The following is a 17,855-nucleotide window of genomic DNA, read 5'->3' as shown; positions in this document are numbered from 1 at the left end:
TAAGAAAAAGCTAGTTATAAATTTAACTAGCTTTTTAAATTTGTCAAAAATTTATTCATCCTCAATTAATGCATCCACAAATGCTCGGGCATTAAACGGGCGTAAATCATCAATACCTTCGCCCACACCGATAAAGCGTACCGGAACCGGTCGCTTGGCTGCCAGCGCCGCGAGAATACCGCCTTTGGCCGTACCATCCAGTTTGGAAACAATCAGACCGGTTAATCCGAGTGCATCATCAAAGGCTACAACCTGATTGATAGCATTCTGACCCACATTGGCATCCAGTACCAGCATGACTTCATGCGGAGCGTCAGGCAAGGATTTTTGCAGGACGCGTTTTACTTTTTTGATTTCTTCCATCAGATGCAACTGAGTAGGCAGGCGACCGGCAGTGTCTGCCAGTACCACATCAATACCGCGTGCTTTGGCCGCCTCCAGAGCATCATAACAGACTGCTGCTGAGTCGCCGGAAGCCTGAGCAATCACGGTGACATTATTGCGTTCACCCCATTGCTGCAATTGTTCGCGGGCTGCTGCACGAAAGGTATCGCCGGCAGCCAGCAGCACGCTTTTACCCTGACTTTGAAAATATTTCGCCAATTTACCGATACTGGTAGTTTTACCGGCACCGTTCACACCGGCCATCATAATCACAAAGGGCTTTTTATCATCCGGTAAAATCAGTGGCTGATCCAGCGGCAACAGTAATTCATACAGAGCATCTTTCAGAGCACTGCGCAGCTCATCTCCGTTTTTCAGCCCTTTCAGGGTAACCCGCTGGCGCACCTGTGCCAGCAGTTTTTCTGTGGCTTCAATTCCCATATCACTGGTCAGCAATACGGTTTCCAGTTCTTCATACAAATCTTCGTCGATTTTACCGCCGCCAAATACAGAAGCCAGAGATTTGGCCATTTGATTGCGGGATTTGCTCAGCCCCTGTTTTAGTCGTGCAGCCCAGCTCAGTTTAGCCGGTTTTTCTGTCTGCTCACTCACTGTATCTGGCTCAGCAGCTATCACAACTGTGTTTTCAGTAGCGACAGGTGTCTGAACGGGTGAGGCAGTATCGTCTGTTACAGCAATGGCTGCCGGTTCATCTACTGCTGTGGGTACAATAATATCTTGTTCTGTTTCGGTCTGTGGTTGAACGGGAGCGGTGTCTGCCTGCTCAGGTTTTTCTGCAACAGGATCACTGATATCCGGTACAGGCTGCGGTATTACTTCAGTCTGAGCAGAATCATCAGCTATATTCTGTAATTGTTCTGAGTTTTCCTGCTGGTGAGGAACCGATACGGGCTGCTCAGCAACTGGCTCAGTATTTTTTTTTCGTTTAAAAAATCCAAACATGGGCTTTCCTGAATACGATATAAGGCCAAAGCTGAATCACAACCAATCTTTGGCATTGGAATAATTGTGCTATTGTAGCTTACAGAGGTTTATTTGATAATGTGCTGCGATACTATTATTTATTTTATTCAGATAGTTTTGCCTTAAAGTACTTCTGTACAGGCTAAAAATCAGACAGAACAAACTGGATTGGCTGCGTATTTACAACTCTGAATTTACACCACCACATAATTATGATTAATAACAACAATAGCCTGAGAGTTATTAAAAGTTACTAAATTCAAATATTTACTATATTCTGCATAGGTTTGTCGGGCTGACTGGACAAAAGGTTCATCAATATAATGCGGCAGAGGATAAAAATCGATGCAATTTAAACCTGTATAATTGTTCAGTTCCGGAGCCAGGCTGCTGTCATCCATTATTTTATTATATTCTATGTCTGCTGCCAGAATAATTGCACCGGCAGATTCGCCAATATAAACGCAGCCTTCAGCAATTCTTTGAGCAAGCAGCCGGTCAAGATTTTTTCTTTTCAGTTCCTGCAATAAATAAAATGTATTACCGCCGGTTATGCAAATGATTTCTGCTGCCGAAAAAGCAGTATGGCACTGGCGGATATCCGCTGTAGCAATATCCAGTAAATCAAGTTTCAATCCAAGCTGTGTTAATACTGATTTACCTTCATCTATATATTTTGTGTAGCCTTCAACATTACCGGCTGTAGGGATAAACAGAACACGCTTGCTGTTAATTTTATTGTTCTGCATAAAATCGGCAAGCTTCTGACCGGTTCCGGCAATGTAAGATGTTAAAAAAATTGTTTGCATTGTAGTTTCCAGCCTCTCTGTTTTATATAGTCAGGTCACCGAACTTAATTATTTAGTAATTCAGACCATGTTTCCGGTTGTTCCCAGTTTATCCGATACAATTCAGTCTGATGCCGATTATAGGGCTGATCATAAATCCAGTGTTGCCATTGCGGCACCAGACTGCCGCTTATCTGAGGTTTATCATCAATCAGAATATCGCCGCGCACCCAGGTTTTATCTTTGGCCAGAATTATGCGCTGCATCCAGTCTTCACCCAGATGCTGGCATACCCAGTCAAATTTTTCGGATACACAATAGTGATAATCCTGTATAGGCGAGGTACAAATACGCACATCATGGCCGGCCTCCAGCAGGCGCTTAGCTGCTGAAATACCATGCTGCATAGGCGGTAATGAAGCAAAAAAACCTTTACTGCTATAAATTTGCGCCAGTTGTCGGTGAAATTCGGGAGCCATATCATCACGCAGGTAAAAATGTCTGCGTTCTGTCAGAGGCAGCGGTTGCTGATAGGTTTGCTGCCATAGTTGTCTTACTCCCTGCTCAAAGTCGGCCAGAACACCATCCTGATCCAGCAAAATCAATTTAGATGCCATACAAATTCCCGTGGTGGCGTATATGATTATAAAGCAAATTAATTTATAGCATGTTTTTTAAAGCCAGCCGTACACCTTCACTGACATCCGTACCTGCCGGTATATTTTTACAGGCAGTACGGGCTTCTTTATCGGTATAGCCTAAAGCAAGCAATGTATTAATAATATCTTCGTTATTGCCGGCTGTATTCTGTGTAAACAAACCGGTAGCATCATCACTGGCAGCGGCAAGTTTGCCACGCAATTCCAGTACCATGCGTTCTGCGGTTTTTTTACCGATGCCTGGTGCAGCTGTCAGGCGTTTGATATCTTCAGTAGCAATAGCGGCAGCCAGCTCCTCACTGGTCAGTGCGGATAAAATACCCAGAGCACTTTTGGCTCCGATACCGCTTACTTTTACTAACGCACGGAATGTTTCCCGTTCTTCGCGGGAGCCGAAACCAAATAGCAGATGAGCATCTTCACGCACGACCAGCTGCGTATACAGTGCAGTTTCTTCACCTGCGGCCGGTAAAGTATAAAAGGTTTGCATGGAAACCTGAGCTTCATAGCCTACGCCATGAACATCCAGTACCACTACCGGCGGATTTTTTTCCAATATGATTCCGCGTAAACGGCTAATCATGATATTCCCTTCCCAACAGCCAGATATATAAAAGCCCGTGCATCATATCACGGGCTTTTTTCTGAGCTTGAGCAATTTTACAATACAGTCAGCATTGATTTTTTGGCCTCATCGGCACGCTGCTGTTGTTTAAACGGACCCATGCGGACAACATAGCTGTTTTGAACTTTCACAAGCTTAGCCTGCTGTTCGCTTCCTGCACTCTGTAAATGACGTGAAGTGGTTTTCAGATATTTCTGAGCCTGCTCCTTACTGTCAAATTTCTGCAGATCCACGTAAATATTACCACTGGTACCTGCCGGTTGCAGACGCTCTCCGGGCAGAATCTGCTCTACCCGTACCTGAGCAGTACCGGCACGTACAAAACCTAACTGCTGTGCGGCAGCATAGGATACATCCATTACCCGGTTAGCATGAAAGGGACCACGATCATTAATACGCACAACCACTGTCTTTCCATTGGACAGGTTTGTTACCCGTGCATAACTGGGGATAGGTAAAGTCGGATGGGCGGCGGTCAGCATCTGGCTGTCAAAGCGCTCACCTGATGAAGTTTTACGGCCATGAAAATTTTTACCATAGTAGGAAGCTTTACCTACCTGACTGAAACTGGCCACTTTTTGTAGCGGATAATAACGTTTGCCCGCTACCTGATAGCTAAGATTAGCTGTTTTATGCAGATGCTCTGCGGGTACTACTGTAAGATTAGATACTGATTTTTTGGGATGATAAACTGGTGCAGACAAATTACCTGATGGTCCGGCATATGCCGCACTCAATCCAAGTACCATGGCAACACTAATAAATAACAATTTAATTCTGATCAAACCGTATTTCCGTTTCTTTGAGTAAAAGACGCAAAAACCAGACACGCAATTACCATTTGCGGGTAAACAATACATAGTCCGGTAAAGACTGAATTTCTACTAAGACAGCAAAAAACAGTGGCAGCCACTTTAAAATGTGGCAGAAGAGGCTGGTGCCTCAATTGGCAAGAACAAACACCGGCTGTGATTAAAACAGCACACTGGCGGGTTCTGAAAATCGCTTACTAACCGGCAAAATCGCCTTGGTTGTAATGCAGTTAACAATTGAATCAGGTATTTAACTGGGCGACACTATGCCAAACAGACTTCAGTCTGTCAAAGATTTTTTCATTCCGGATGTGCGAGTGTCCAGACATAAACCTGCGCAACACCTGATTTCTTAAGGGTCTGAGCCAATTCAAAAATTGTTGCGCCGGTGGTCACAACATCATCTATTAACAACAAGTTACGTTTTTTAACTGCGCTATTAAGGCGAAATACACCGCGTACATTATGCAAACGTGCTGATTTTTTTAAAGTTGATTGCGGTGGCCGGTGACAACGCTCTATCCAGTCTGGTGTCACTACCGGCAAGGTATAGTGTCTGGCAATGATTGCAGCCAGTAACTGGCTCTGATTGAAACCACGCTCAAACAGGCGCCTGCGGCTCAGCGGCATAGCCAGTACAGCATCTATTTTTACCTTCTCCAGCCACTGCGGCGGCTGTGCCAGCATCAGTGCTGCCAGCGTATCCAGTAAAGCAAGCTGCCGCTGATGCTTAAATGCACGCAGCATTTGCTGTAATGGTGCGGCATAACGGTAACTGGCATATAAAGTTGTAAAAGGCCACTTCTGGCCGCACTGTTCACACACTCCGGCTGTCAGCCTGCCGGCACGGCAACGCAGACAGATATCAGTATCAGAACGCCGCAAAGCAGCCATATCCTGCCGGCATGCCCGGCACAAACCTGAGACATCCGCACAATCGTGGCATAATAAACAGTGCGGTGCGCCGATGCAGGCGTGCCAGAATGAAGTAAGCAATGAAGTTATACTCATGATCACACCTTCGCGAACGTTATTAATACATGGCTGGGGCGCTAACCACCATATATTCGACCCTTTACAGGCATATCTGCCCGCCCCATGGCAACAAAACTGGTATACCCCGGACCTGCCCGGGCATGGCTGTGCACCGTTTAACGGCAATTTCAGTATAGACAGTATTGCAGACCAGCTGGCCGCACAGCTTATGGCTCCTGCACATCTGCTTGGCTGGTCACTGGGTGGGATGGTGGCACTGACTCTGGCTGCCCGCTATCCGGAGAAAGTAGCCACACTGTGTCTGACTGCCAGTCTGGTCAGACTGCTGGCCGGCAGCGATTACCCGCAAGGTCTGAAACGCACCAGCCTCAATATTATGGCCGATAAATTTCGTGAAGATTATCCCAAATACATGCAGCAGTTTCTACAATTACAGATGCTGTATGCAGACACTTCAGTACAAACCAGTGTTAACAGCCTGATACCGGCTATTTGTCAGTATGGACCGCCTGCTGCTCTTAACGCGGCTTTGCATGCGTTAGAACAGGCTGATTTACGCCCTTTACTCACTAGCATAAACTGTCCAATATTACTGGTTTATGGTGATCGCGATGCCATTACCCCGCCACGTATGGGTGAATACATTCATCAGCGGCTGCCGCAAAGCGAATGGTGCCTCCTGCCACAGGCTGCACATACACCGTTTTTAAGCCATCCTGATCAATTTGCCCGTGCACTGTGCCAATTTTGGGAGCGACACACATGACAACTCTGCCACACAAGCCAGACTGGTTTCTCCATGCACATCTGGCCGCTACGCTGGATGAACGTCTGTGTATTCTGAAACAACCGCCGGAACAGATTATCCTGGCAGCAGCAGACGGTGATGAAAGTTACCGTTTGCTCAGCATGCGTTATCCGCATGCGCATTTTCAGGAGTATGACAGTCGCGAGGCTTATTTACAGGCAGCACAGATTATTCGCAAAGCCAAACAAAACTGGTGGCAAAAACTCCACAGCAATCTGCCTGCACAAATCGTTTCCGACCAGCTTCCCGGCAACCAGTCTGCTGATATGGTCTGGAGTAACCTTGGTCTGATTCACCAGAATGATCCCGTGGCTGTTATCAGAAACTGGGCCGGCGCTTTAAAACCGGATGGTTTGCTTTTTTTCAGCCATTTTGGTCCGGATACCCTGAAAGAAGTCATGACACTTTGGCGTACAGAGGGTATAGTAGTGAAAACACCGAATCTGATCGATATGCACGATCTTGGGGACATGTTGTTTCAGCACGGTTTTTATGATCCGGTAACAGACATGGATATGCTGACTCTGCAATACACCAATGCAGAGCGCTTTATTGATGACATGCGCACAGCCGGACTGTGGCAAAGTCTGCAATTTAACAGTGAAATCGATGCAGTTCGTATTCTGGCTGATGCATGGCAGAGCAATGATATTCAAAATGTTACACTTGAGCTGGTGTACGGACACGGTGTTAAAAAACAGGTACTGCCCGACAATACGGCACCAGTACAATTTTATCCCTCATCTACAACTTAGAATCCGAACATTAATATAATATGAAATTCTCGGCATTATTGCGTAATAACATTCTTATTATTACTACATTCATTACCATCACTGCCTGTAAAAACACCACACCGGTTACTCCTCCTGCTCCGGCAAAACCACGCGCTGTTATCGGGCTGGCGCTTGGAGGCGGAGTTTCTAAAGGCTTTGCACATATAGGGGTAATTAAAGTCTTACAGGAAAACCATATTCCGGTACGGGTTGTTACCGGTACCAGTGCCGGTGCGCTGGTTGGCAGCATGTATGCTTCCGGTATGAGTCCCGACAGGCTGGAGCTTGAGGCTGAAATACTGAATAAAACCGATTTAGTTGATCCAGTACTGTCTACATCCGGCTTTATCAAAGGACAAAAACTGCAGGATTACATCAACAATAAAGTTCGCAATAAACCGATTCAGCAGTTTCCTATCCGTTTCGGCGCAGTGGCTACTGAATTCGGTACCGGCCGCATGGCTGTTTTCAACAGTGGTAATGCCGGACAGGCAGTACGCGCATCAGCCAGTATACCCAATGTTTTTCAGCCCACCGTAATCGGCAATAAAAGTTTTGTCGATGGTGGTCTGGTTGCTCCGGTACCGGTCACAGCAGCCAAACAGCTGGGCGCCAATGTAGTTATCGCGGTAGATATATCTGCTAAGCCGGCACGTCTGACCAGTCAGGGATTCTTTTCGTATCTTGACCAGAGCCTGAATATCATGAGCGCATCAGCCCTGAACAGCGAACTGAGCAAAGCTCAGGTCGTAATCCGTCCTCAGGTACAGAAACTGGGTACAGTAGGCGGTTTTGACCAGAAAACTCAGGCTATCCGGCTGGGTGAACAGGCTGCCAGAGCAGCCTTACCACAAATTCGTGCGGCACTGGCGAAATATCAGGTTAACTAAACCATATAAAACAGCGAACAACCTGTGCAGACTGCCTGTGTGGCAGTCTGCGTTTTTATTCTGGTTAATACTAATTAAAATATTGCAAACCGAATAACTGCTGATTTAATGAATTTTAACCATAGAACAGATTACTGGCTGATGGCAAAAAAAGCTAACCGAATACTATTTCTGAATTTATATAACTCATAAAAAGCCCGATTATTACGGGCTTTTTAATTTGTTTAATTACCAAATTCAATCAGGATAGAAAAATAATGAAGCCTGTTTATATCTTAGTAACATTCACTTTTTTATTTCCATGAATTTTCAGGTAAATCAATATTTCTTTGAGCTTGCTCCAGTGCTTCTTGTAATTGCCGGATATTTAACGGAACACAATAAGCAGGTTTAGCCCGCTCAAATCGCCAGCTATCAGACAGCAGGCCGGCATCAACAAAATCATAACCGACCTGATCCAATATTTTAAATATAGTTTGTTTAGCAGTTAAATCATTGCCTGCCACTGGAATGGCTCTTCTGTTTAATTTATCGTTTGGTCTGGCATCTTTAATAACATCTCTTGCCAGAATCGCATTAAAAACTTTAACCACTTTGGATTTCGAAAAATGCTGAGCAACCAATTCACTGGTTGTAATTTCACGCTTATCCAATTGCGGCCAGTGCCCGTCGCGATTGGGATAATAGTTCATGGTATCTAATATTATTTTATTACTCATTGATTCAGCAGGTAGTTGCAGATAATTATTAAATGGAATAGCAATCAGAATAATTTCTGCAAACTCAATAGCTTCTTCCTGGCTTCCAATTTCACAGCCTATGCTGCTGGCCACACTGAACAATGTATTTTTCCCTCTGGAATTACTCACCATCACTTGATAGCCTGCCTGCATAAATAGCTTTGCCCAGGCCTGACCGATAAATCCTGCTCCGATAATGCCAATCTTTTTCATCGTAATATTTCCTTTTCTAAATAGTGCGCTGTATTATCAGTACAAATTAAAAGGCAATAAATACAATTAAAATTGATTGATTAACAACTGAAAGTTGGCAATATGAATTTATTCCGATGTATGCAAGCATTCATTCTGACCGTAAAAACCGGTTCTTTTGCCGCAGCATCCGTTTCATTAAATACATCACCGCAAATGATTGCTAAATACATAGCATTTTTAGAAAATTATTTAGGATTAAAACTGCTTAACCGAACCACACGATCACAAAATCTGACAGAATTCGGCAAACAATATTACCCGAAATGCTTATCTATTTTAGCTGAAATCCAGGCAACTAAAGTACTTGCACAACAATTCAGTGAAGAGCCAAAAGGCAATTTAAGAATTAGTGCTCCCGTAAGCTATGGTTATTACAATTTAATACCGGTAATCAGCGATTTTATGAAACGCTATCCCAAAGTAGAAGTTGATATTCAATTAAGTGATCGCTATGTAGATTTGGTTCAGGACAATTTTGATGTTGTGTTCCGTATTGGCCAATTAGCTGATTCAGGTTTAATTGCGCGAAAATTAAAACCCTATCAACTCACTTTTGCCGCTTCTCCCAGTTATCTGGCTCAGCATGGTGTTCCGTCTGTACCAAAGGATTTAGAGAAGCACAATTGTCTTATTTATCAGTACATGAATCCAAATAAACATGATTACCTTTGGCCATTTATGATAAATGGAAAAAAAGTTAACGTTTCTATATCAGGTTCATTACAAAGCAATGAGACTCTGATATTAGCAAAAGCCGCAATTGAAGGACTGGGTATTACTATGTTGCCCGAATCCATGCTTAGCGATGCCATCAGACAAAATAAGTTACTCCCCATATTACAAGATTTTTTACCACCGGCAAAAGAAGTACATCTGCTTTATACAGCCGACAGGCAACGGCCATCAAAACACAATATTTTTATTGAATTTGTGGTTAATGCTATGTCTTAGTTGCTGCTATCTGTGTTATATCAGCGATATCAAAATGAATATATCTAACTTCACAATTTACAAATTGGTTTCATCGGTATTTTAATGATTGATTCATCTGGTATTGCTTTATTGATACCTGTATATCTTCTATATCAGTTAAACCAGATTTTTATATTTACTGCCCTGCATTTAAGAAACTTCTTAAGCTAAGATGATTTTTTTATAAATGAAACAAAAATAAATAATCATCCAAGAATTTTGCTAACCCGATTTAAATTATTTAATTGACACGACTTTATGATTACGTATGGTTGTAGAAAAATCGTGTCCTTCTAAACCATGATTTGTCGCACAAATAAAATCATTATTTGTTTTATCAGGAAAAGACATCATTTCATACATTACTTCTTCACCAATATATTCAAAATAAGATACTCTCCATAACTCTTCTCCCTTTTTATTATATAGGACAGTAAAATATTTATTACCGCCTAATATTTGCATAATTGAAATTGGTGAAGTGGGCAGATGTTTGTATATATTGGCATAGTACTCACCATCTTCACTTTTTATGGTTGTATAAAGATTAAAATTTCCGTAAAAACTGGATGACGAAAACAGACACAGCCAATAGAAAAATGCAAAATAACCTATTATTTTTATTATTTTTATACTTTTTTTCATAATCCGTCACCCCATACTTTTATTATAGATTGGTTATTTCCGTTTTTAACGCTGATTGTGCACTATACTACCGTATACTTAATTTATTTTATTTGTTATATCAACTACTTTTCTGCCTTCATCAAAATATTTTAATAAATTACTTTTTTTAGTCGGTAGCATAAAAGAATGTATACCACCATCGCTTAGATAAGCATAATGAGGTGAACGCCATATTTTCTTACCTTGTTTGTTATATAAAACATAAAAATACCGATCCCCCTTTATCAATTCATAGACTGCCAGCGGGGTTGTTGGCAGATGCTGATACATATTTATGTAATACTCATCATCCACTCCTTCTACTGTACCGGACAGATTAAAATCACCATAAAAACTGGAGGACGAGAAAAACCACCACCACATCACCATAATTAGCACTAATATAATTTTTATAAATACAGCATTTTTGCGTAGTATATTTTTAAAAAATATATGGATATTATGTTTCATTTTATTTCCTATGGTTTTGTTTAATTTTATATTGATATTAATACCATCATAACCATCACTTTTTCTAAAAAGCTAAATATTTTTCATTACTCCCGGAAGATTTAAACCCGGCATCAATATCTATTCAGGAAACAGCCAAACTGAATAAGCTCCAACTTCCTACCAATATTTATCGTATAAAATAAATTCTTGTCATTTGTTATGATATGAAATATGCAAGCAAAAAAGGAGGCTTTTATTATTTAATATTTTATCTCGTTTGATTTTTGAGTTAAATTAACTTAATCCTATCCTGCATCCAAGAATTTTACTAACCCGATTTAAATTACTTGATTAGTACTACTTTATGATTACGTATGGTTGTAGAAAAATCGTGTCCTTCTAAACCATGATCTGTAAAAAATAGAAAATCATTTCTTGTTTTATTAGGAAAAAAAATTTCTTGATATAATATCGCCTCTTTACTAAGATATTCAAAATAAGAGCATCTCCATAGTTCTTCTCCCTTTTTATTGTATAAAACGACGAAGTATTTATTACCGCCTAATATTTGCATAATTGAAATTGGTGAAGTGGGCAGATGTTTGTATATATTGGCATAGTACTCACCATCTTCACTTTTTACTGTTGAATTAAGATTAAAATTTCCGTAAAAACTGGATGACGAAAACAGACACAGCCAATAGAAAAAAGCAAATAAACCTATTATTTTTATCCATTTTATACTTTTTTTCATAATCCGTCGCTCCATACTTTTATTATAGACTGGTTTCACCGTTAATGCTGATTATGCTCTTACTGCATTCTTAATTTATTTGATTTGTTATATCAACTGTTTTCCATTCTTCATCATAATATTTAAATGAATTACTATTTTTAGTAGGTAGCACAAAATCAGTTATTAAATGATCGGATTCATAAGCATAATAAGGTGAATGCCAAATTTTCTTACCTTGTTTGTTATATAAAACATAAAAATATCGCTTCCCCTGTATCAATTTATAGACTGCCAGCGGGGTTGTTGGCAGATGCTGATACATATTTATGTAATACTCACGATCCTCACCGTTTATTGTATCGCACAGATTAAAATCACCATAAAAACTGGAGGACGAGAAAAACCACCACCACAGCACCATAATTAGCACTAATATATTTTTTTTAAATACAGCATTTTTGCGTAGTATATTTTTAAAAAATATATGGATATTATGTTTCATTTTATTTCCTATGGTTTTGTTTAATTTGATATTGATATTAATATCATCATAACCATCACTTTTTCTAAAAAAGCTAAATATTTTTCATCACGCCCGGAAAATTTTAATCCGGCATCAATATCTATTCAGGAAACAGCCAAACTGAATAAGCTCCAACTTACTACAAATATTTATCGTATAAAATAAATTCTTGTCATTTGTTATGATATAAAATATGCAATCAAAAAAAGAGCTTTTATTATTTAATATTTTATCTCGTTTGATTTTTGAGTTAAATCGACTTAATCCTATCCTGCATCCAAATATTTTGCTAACCCGGTTTAAATTATTTGATTGACACTACTTTATGATTACGTATGGTTGTAGAAAAATCTTGTCCATCTATACCATGATTTGTAAAAAATAGAAAACTATTTCCCGTTTTATCAGGGAAAAAAATTTCTTGATATATTATCGTGTCTTCACTAAGATATTCAAAATAAGAGCATCTCCATAGTTCTTCTCCCTTTTTATTGTATAAAACGACGAAGTATTTATTACCACCTAATATTTCTACAATTGAAATTGGTGAAGTGGGCAGATGTTTGTATATATTGGCATAGTACTCACCATCTTCACTTTCTACTGTTGAGTCAAGATTAAAATTTCCGTAAAAACTGGATGACGAAAACAGACACAGCCAATAGAAAAATGCAAAATAACCTATCATTTTTATCCATTTTATACTTTTTTTCATAATCCATCGCCCCATACTTTTATTATAGACTGGTTTCCATCTTTAATGCTGATTATGCTCTATATCACCGTATACTTCCTTGATTTTATTTTTTATATCAGCGTCACTCCAGTCCTCTTCTGAATATCTTAATAATTTACTGTCTTTAGTAGGAATAAACAAAGGACTTACATTATCGTATAGATAAGCATAATGGGGGGAATGCCATATTTTCTTACCTTGTTTGTTATATAAAACATAAAAATATCGCTTCCCCTGTATCAATTCATAAACCGCCAGCGGGGTTGTTGGCAGATGCTCATATACATTTATGTAATATTCACCATCCAAACCGTTTATTGTATCGCACAGATTAAAATCACCATAAAAACTGGAGGACGAGAAAAACCACCACCACAGCACCATAATTAGCACTAATATATTTTTTTTAAATACAGCATTTTTGCGTAGTATATTTTCAAAAAATATATGGATATTATGTTTCATAATATTTCCTATGGTTTTGTTTAATTTGATATTGATATTAATATCATCATAACCATCACTTTTTTTTAACAGCTAAATATTTTTCATCACTCCCGGAAGATTTAAACCCGGCATCAATATCTATTCAGGAAACAGCCAAACTAAAAAGCTCCAACTTTGCAGAAATGGTTATAAATAATTAATTTACATTCTCTTTCAGTATTCAGCATAGGATTAAAAAATTCTAATTAAATTTCCTGTAAAAAATACAGAAAATCAAAACCACCCATAAAGTTGAAAAAATCTTTCTAGATTATTTTTTAATATTTAAATAAATACGCCTATCCTTTCCTAGAGGAGGAAGCCAGAGAACATCTGAAAAAACCATAAAATCAACACCGGTATTTCTCACTTGCTGCCATCTCCTGAAATCACTATTATAAACTTGCGCAGCCCACTGCATATTCATATTAGCAATGCTTACCCAATCTTGACTTCCTTGATAGCCTACATATAGTAGCATCTGTTTTTTGTTAAGTACTCCATCTTTATGCCAGACACCCAAAAATTCATTACCGAGAAAATCATAGGTATCTTTTATATAAAAACCGATAGCTTCAGTAATAAAGACATTTTCCCCGTGAAATTTATCCTGATAACCATGAGGTACAGCTTTTAAAGTTGCCTTGCCTATCGCACCAAAATAATCATTAATGGTCTCTCCAAAGCCGAGGTAATAGTCTCCAATTGGAGTAGAATTTACATATGTAAATGTATCAAGCTTTTTAACATCTGTATGTCTTTCGAGAATACCATTATTCTGAATAAGCCTTTTTTTTAGTTCTACTAATCCTTTTTTATTTGCCCAATTTTTCATTAAATGATCAAGCCCCTTCTGCACGGGTTTAAATTGCCTTGCCCATTGCATTTTTACAATAGAATCATTTACATGTTCTGGCGGTATATTTATTGCCGGTCCTCTTACATAAAGATTTTTTGTCTTGTCAGTGAAAGGTTTAGCCGGTTTTCCGCTAAACCAGTGCCGCATCAGTTGTGGTGCAACTTTCCAGCCCATTTTATCCATAGCAGCAGGAATCTGGTCTAAGGTAAAAATATCTGCATTCAGATTAGTCTTGGGTGCTGATTTCATAGTATGGGTTTTTAATTCTGCCATAATTACATCCCTATCTCAGTTTGAACTAAATAGCTTACTTCTATCTGCTCAGGCTGCGAAGTTTGTACGGTATGCATATGTCCATCGCGGTTTGATTCTCCCGTTATGATACCTGAAGCCGTTTTGATAGCATAAGCCACACCATAAGTATTAACGTTTTCAGGGGTTTTAATATGAAAGCTGCGGGAATACGGCATACTGCTAACAGATTTAGATAGTCTGTCTTCAATATAGCTGTCAGTTATGGAAGGAATTAAGCGTGCTTTACATGGACAAGTACTGATACTGCTGATTGAACCAGCTAATTTTTTTGCTGGATTAAACATATTGACGACTCCTCCGGTAATACGGTAGGTTCCGCTATGTCTTCCACAGGTAACCCAATCGCCCTCCCATGCGGCAGCACTACCATGCCATAAGATCATACTGTCACCACTGATAATTTTACCGCCACAAGTCGTACGATCCCCAACTCTTAAAAAATATCCTTTAGCCAACTTTATCTCCCAAGTATTTAAAAAATTTTCATTAGATAAATGACAATTAAAATTCTATTAATAAATAAAATTTACAACAATAGTAAACTATTAGTAGTTTATATTAATTGAGTTAGATTAAATTTTTTTACTCATTGTAAATAATAATGAATAGGGTTTGTCTGATATTGGATAAATATTTTATCGGATATCAGTAATATTTAATGATATATGCATAAATTATGTATTTATATGATGAACTGAGTATTTACTCAGATATATTCCAATTTATAAGCACATACAGATGCCTGATTATCTTGTTTGATTAAAAGTAAAATTAACTAAAATATTATTGGTATATTCTACCAATCGAGCATACAAAACCGCCCCGGCAAACCGGGGCGGTATGATAAGCTAAATCTGAATTATGCAGTTAATTCTGCACGCAGTTTTTTGGTTACATTAACCATAACTTCCAGTGCTGCTTTGGTTTCCGGCCATCCGCGTGTTTTCAGTCCGCAATCCGGATTTACCCACAACCGACGCTGATCAATGACTTTCAGTGCTTTACGCAACAGATGTTCGACTTCGGCTTCAGTAGGCACACGCGGGCTGTGGATATCATATACACCGGGACCGATATCATTCGGATAGCTGAATTTAACAAAAGCATCCAGTAATTCCATATCAGAACGGGAAGTTTCAATGGTAATTACATCAGCATCCATGCTGGCAATAGCCGGCAGAATATCATTAAATTCAGAATAGCACATATGTGTATGAATCTGAGTGCTGTCATCCGCATCAGTGGAAGTGAGGCGGAATGATTCACATGCCCAGGCCAGATATTCATCCCATTGCGCACGTTTCAGCGGCAAGGCTTCACGAATGGCCGGCTCATCAATCTGAATAACACGAATACCGGCTTTTTCCAGATCCAGTACTTCGTCGTTCAGTGCCAGCGCAATCTGTTTGCACACCAGACTTAATGGTACATCGTTGCGTACAAAACTCCACTTCATCATGGTTACCGGTCCGGTAAGCATACCTTTCATCGGACGTTTGGTCAGAGATTGTGCATAAGAAGACCAGGCAACAGTCATGGCTTTCGGGCGTGCCACATCACCAAAAATAATCGGTGGTTTAACACAGCGGGAACCATAGCTCTGTACCCAGCCATACTGAGTAAAGCAGTAACCATCCAGCTGTTCACCAAAGTATTCAACCATATCATTGCGCTCAGCTTCACCATGTACCAGTACATCGATATCCAGCTGCTCCTGCTGCTCAACACAGTAGGCAATGTCTTTTTTCATGGCCGCTTCGTAATCGGCAGCACTCAGTTCACCCTTTTTAAAGGCGGCGCGTGCCTGACGAATTTCCTGTGTTTGCGGAAATGAACCGATAGTGGTGGTTGGCAGCAAAGGCAGATTCATCCATTGCTGTTGTTTTTCAATCCGTTGTGCAAAAGGGCTATGACGCTGGTCGGCATGTTCGCGCAGGCTGGCTACGCGCTGTGCAACTTTATCATTATGAATCAGTTTACTGGTTTTGCGTCCGGCAGCCGCAGCATCAGAAGCGGCAAGAGCTTCCTGTACGGAATCTTTACCGTGTGCCAGTGCCTGTTTGATGATACCCAGTTCCTGTAGTTTCTGGGCAGCAAAGGCAAGCCAGTTTTTGATTTCAGGGTTAAGTTTCTCCTCTACACTTAAATCCTGCGGACTGTGCAACAGTGAGCAACTCGGCGCAATCCATAAATTATTACCCAGCTGAGTAGCTACCGGCGCCAGCAGTTCTATCACTTCACGCAGATTGGCGCGCCATACGTTACGTCCGTCGATCAGACCAACCGACAATACTTTATTTTCCGGCCATGCATTGGCAAATTCAGCCAGTTGCTCAGGTGCCCGCACACAATCAATATGTACGCCGTTAACCGGCAGGTTTTTGAGCAGATTAATATGTTCGGCAACGCTGCCAAAATAGGTGCCGATAATAATACGGGTACCGGTAATCGCCAGCTCCTGATAAGTGGGAGCAAAGGTATCCAGCCACTCACGGGCAATATCTACGGCAAGAATCGGTTCGTCAATCTGTATCCAGTCAACACCGGCATTGGCCAGTTCACGTAACAGTTTCTGATATTCAGGCAGCAGACGCGGCAATAATTCCAGACGATTATGACCGGCATCTTTTTCTTTACCCAGCCACAACAGAGTAAGCGGACCCACCAGTGTAGGTTTAATATCATGTCCGGTGGCTTTGGCTTCTTCTATCTGGGCAATCAGACTGGCTGCATTGGCCTTGAAACTGGTGTTCTGATGCCATTCAGGTACGATATAGTGGTAGTTGGTATCAAACCATTTGGTCATTTCCATTGCTACCTGACTGGCATTACCGCGTGCCAGTTCAAAATACTGAGACAGGGTCAGTTTATCTGCGTCAAAACCAAAACGTGCCGGAATAGCGCCCAGTGCACACAGCGTATCCAGTACGTGGTCGTAATATGAAAAATCACCTACCGGCAGCAGATCGGCACCAGCGGCAATCTGGGTTGCCCAGTTTTTCTGGCGGATATCTGCCGCTGTCTGGCGCAGCTCGGCTTCGCTTTTTGCGCCTTTCCAGAATGCTTCAACGGCAAATTTTAATTCACGCTTGGCACCAACACGCGGATAACCAGACAGATGGAATGTATTCATATTTGTTTCTCCCTATTACGAATGATGGATTTCAATAATGACCAGTGTGCGTGAGTTATGACATTACGACAAGCGATAAATTTTGCAGTTCTGTATGAATTTTTTTAATACTATATTTCAGACTAATGTAATCCAAGAGTATGATATGGTATACAGGTGTCCGGTTTGTAAATAGATAACTGGCTATCAGTAAGGTAATTATTGTTCTATTCATATAAATGATATTTATAAGCAGTCTGGCTGTTTATGAATTTTTTAA

20 protein-coding genes are annotated in these 17,855 nt (G+C 40.4%); 4 read left to right on the top strand and 16 right to left on the bottom strand.

All coding sequences use genetic code 11. From position 1 onward, the window contains the following. Window positions 1-51 precede the first annotated feature (51 nt). The 6 genes from ftsY to H3V01_RS11080 form a co-directional block, all read right to left on the bottom strand. Window positions 52-1,347 (bottom strand): signal recognition particle-docking protein FtsY, encoded by a 1,296-nt coding sequence (ftsY, locus tag H3V01_RS07885; protein ID WP_198186479.1) that lies wholly within the window; start codon window positions 1,345-1,347, stop codon window positions 52-54. 215 nt (window positions 1,348-1,562) lie between these two features. Then, the gene (locus H3V01_RS07880; protein WP_198186478.1) at window positions 1,563-2,177 is read right to left on the bottom strand and encodes a Type 1 glutamine amidotransferase-like domain-containing protein; all 615 of its coding nucleotides are present in this window, start codon (window positions 2,175-2,177) and stop codon (window positions 1,563-1,565) included. A 44-nt stretch (window positions 2,178-2,221) separates the two neighbouring features. Beyond that, a complete protein-coding gene (locus H3V01_RS07875; RefSeq protein WP_100126044.1) occupies window positions 2,222-2,773 on the bottom strand; it encodes a 5' nucleotidase, NT5C type in 552 nt (183 codons plus the stop codon). 43 nt (window positions 2,774-2,816) lie between these two features. Then, complete coding sequence (ruvA, locus tag H3V01_RS07870) at window positions 2,817-3,398, bottom strand: Holliday junction branch migration protein RuvA (protein ID WP_025331789.1); 582 nt, start codon at window positions 3,396-3,398, stop codon at window positions 2,817-2,819. Window positions 3,399-3,475: 77 nt separating this feature from the next. Further along, window positions 3,476-4,225, bottom strand: coding sequence for a septal ring lytic transglycosylase RlpA family protein (locus tag H3V01_RS07865; RefSeq protein ID WP_269146745.1), 750 nt, complete (start codon window positions 4,223-4,225; stop codon window positions 3,476-3,478). 327 nt (window positions 4,226-4,552) lie between these two features. Further along, complete coding sequence (locus H3V01_RS11080; RefSeq protein WP_232332654.1) at window positions 4,553-5,263, bottom strand: ComF family protein; 711 nt, start codon at window positions 5,261-5,263, stop codon at window positions 4,553-4,555. Between H3V01_RS11080 and bioH the strand changes: the two genes are divergently transcribed. Genes bioH through H3V01_RS07845 form a run of 3 tightly spaced genes read left to right on the top strand, consistent with a single transcriptional unit; the run spans window position 5,262 to window position 7,722 of the window. Next, window positions 5,262-6,014 carry a pimeloyl-ACP methyl ester esterase BioH gene (gene bioH, locus H3V01_RS07855; RefSeq protein ID WP_198186477.1) on the top strand — a complete coding sequence of 251 codons (753 nt, stop codon included), beginning with the start codon at window positions 5,262-5,264 and terminating at the stop codon, window positions 6,012-6,014. The genes H3V01_RS11080 and bioH overlap by 2 nt on opposite strands. Continuing rightward, complete coding sequence (locus H3V01_RS07850; protein WP_198186476.1) at window positions 6,011-6,811, top strand: methyltransferase domain-containing protein; 801 nt, start codon at window positions 6,011-6,013, stop codon at window positions 6,809-6,811. Before bioH ends, H3V01_RS07850 begins: the two co-directional genes overlap by 4 nt. A gap of 20 nt (window positions 6,812-6,831) precedes the next feature. Continuing rightward, window positions 6,832-7,722 (top strand): patatin-like phospholipase family protein, encoded by an 891-nt coding sequence (locus H3V01_RS07845; protein WP_174834359.1) that lies wholly within the window; start codon window positions 6,832-6,834, stop codon window positions 7,720-7,722. A 293-nt stretch (window positions 7,723-8,015) separates the two neighbouring features. On the opposite strand, the gene H3V01_RS07840 is transcribed toward H3V01_RS07845, so the two are convergent. Further along, window positions 8,016-8,675, bottom strand: a complete 660-nt coding sequence (locus H3V01_RS07840) for an NADPH-dependent F420 reductase (RefSeq protein WP_198186475.1) — start codon at window positions 8,673-8,675, stop codon at window positions 8,016-8,018. A 120-nt stretch (window positions 8,676-8,795) separates the two neighbouring features. On the opposite strand from H3V01_RS07840, the gene H3V01_RS07835 reads away from it, so the two are divergent. Beyond that, complete coding sequence (locus tag H3V01_RS07835; protein WP_198186474.1) at window positions 8,796-9,668, top strand: LysR family transcriptional regulator; 873 nt, start codon at window positions 8,796-8,798, stop codon at window positions 9,666-9,668. Window positions 9,669-9,926: 258 nt separating this feature from the next. Here the strand turns inward: H3V01_RS07835 and H3V01_RS07830 are convergent, their stop codons facing one another. The 9 genes from H3V01_RS07830 to metE form a co-directional block, all read right to left on the bottom strand. Beyond that, window positions 9,927-10,334, bottom strand: coding sequence for a DUF6201 family protein (locus tag H3V01_RS07830; protein ID WP_198186473.1), 408 nt, complete (start codon window positions 10,332-10,334; stop codon window positions 9,927-9,929). Window positions 10,335-10,412: 78 nt separating this feature from the next. Continuing rightward, window positions 10,413-10,826, bottom strand: a complete 414-nt coding sequence (locus H3V01_RS07825; RefSeq protein ID WP_198186472.1) for a DUF6201 family protein — start codon at window positions 10,824-10,826, stop codon at window positions 10,413-10,415. 325 nt (window positions 10,827-11,151) lie between these two features. Beyond that, complete coding sequence (locus H3V01_RS07820) at window positions 11,152-11,562, bottom strand: DUF6201 family protein (RefSeq protein WP_198186471.1); 411 nt, start codon at window positions 11,560-11,562, stop codon at window positions 11,152-11,154. Window positions 11,563-11,632: 70 nt separating this feature from the next. Next, a complete protein-coding gene (locus H3V01_RS07815) occupies window positions 11,633-12,046 on the bottom strand; it encodes a DUF6201 family protein (RefSeq protein WP_198186470.1) in 414 nt (137 codons plus the stop codon). A gap of 325 nt (window positions 12,047-12,371) precedes the next feature. Then, entirely contained in the window at window positions 12,372-12,782 is a 411-nt protein-coding gene (locus H3V01_RS07810; protein WP_144353301.1) for a DUF6201 family protein, read from the bottom strand. A gap of 42 nt (window positions 12,783-12,824) precedes the next feature. Beyond that, complete coding sequence (locus H3V01_RS07805) at window positions 12,825-13,268, bottom strand: DUF6201 family protein (protein WP_025331801.1); 444 nt, start codon at window positions 13,266-13,268, stop codon at window positions 12,825-12,827. Between the two features lie 292 nt (window positions 13,269-13,560). Continuing rightward, complete coding sequence (locus tag H3V01_RS07800; RefSeq protein WP_025331802.1) at window positions 13,561-14,421, bottom strand: DUF6402 family protein; 861 nt, start codon at window positions 14,419-14,421, stop codon at window positions 13,561-13,563. A 2-nt stretch (window positions 14,422-14,423) separates the two neighbouring features. After that, window positions 14,424-14,918, bottom strand: coding sequence for a PAAR domain-containing protein (locus H3V01_RS07795; RefSeq protein WP_198186469.1), 495 nt, complete (start codon window positions 14,916-14,918; stop codon window positions 14,424-14,426). A gap of 404 nt (window positions 14,919-15,322) precedes the next feature. After that, complete coding sequence (metE, locus tag H3V01_RS07790) at window positions 15,323-17,596, bottom strand: 5-methyltetrahydropteroyltriglutamate--homocysteine S-methyltransferase (RefSeq protein ID WP_198186468.1); 2,274 nt, start codon at window positions 17,594-17,596, stop codon at window positions 15,323-15,325. Window positions 17,597-17,855: the final 259 nt, after the last annotated feature.

The sequence above is a fragment of the Snodgrassella sp. M0351 genome, assembly GCF_016100575.1.
In the GTDB taxonomy this organism is placed as follows: Bacteria; Pseudomonadota; Gammaproteobacteria; order Burkholderiales; family Neisseriaceae; genus Snodgrassella; species Snodgrassella alvi.
Note: the sequence above shows the minus strand (reverse complement) of the source record. Positions and strands in the feature narration are given on the sequence as shown.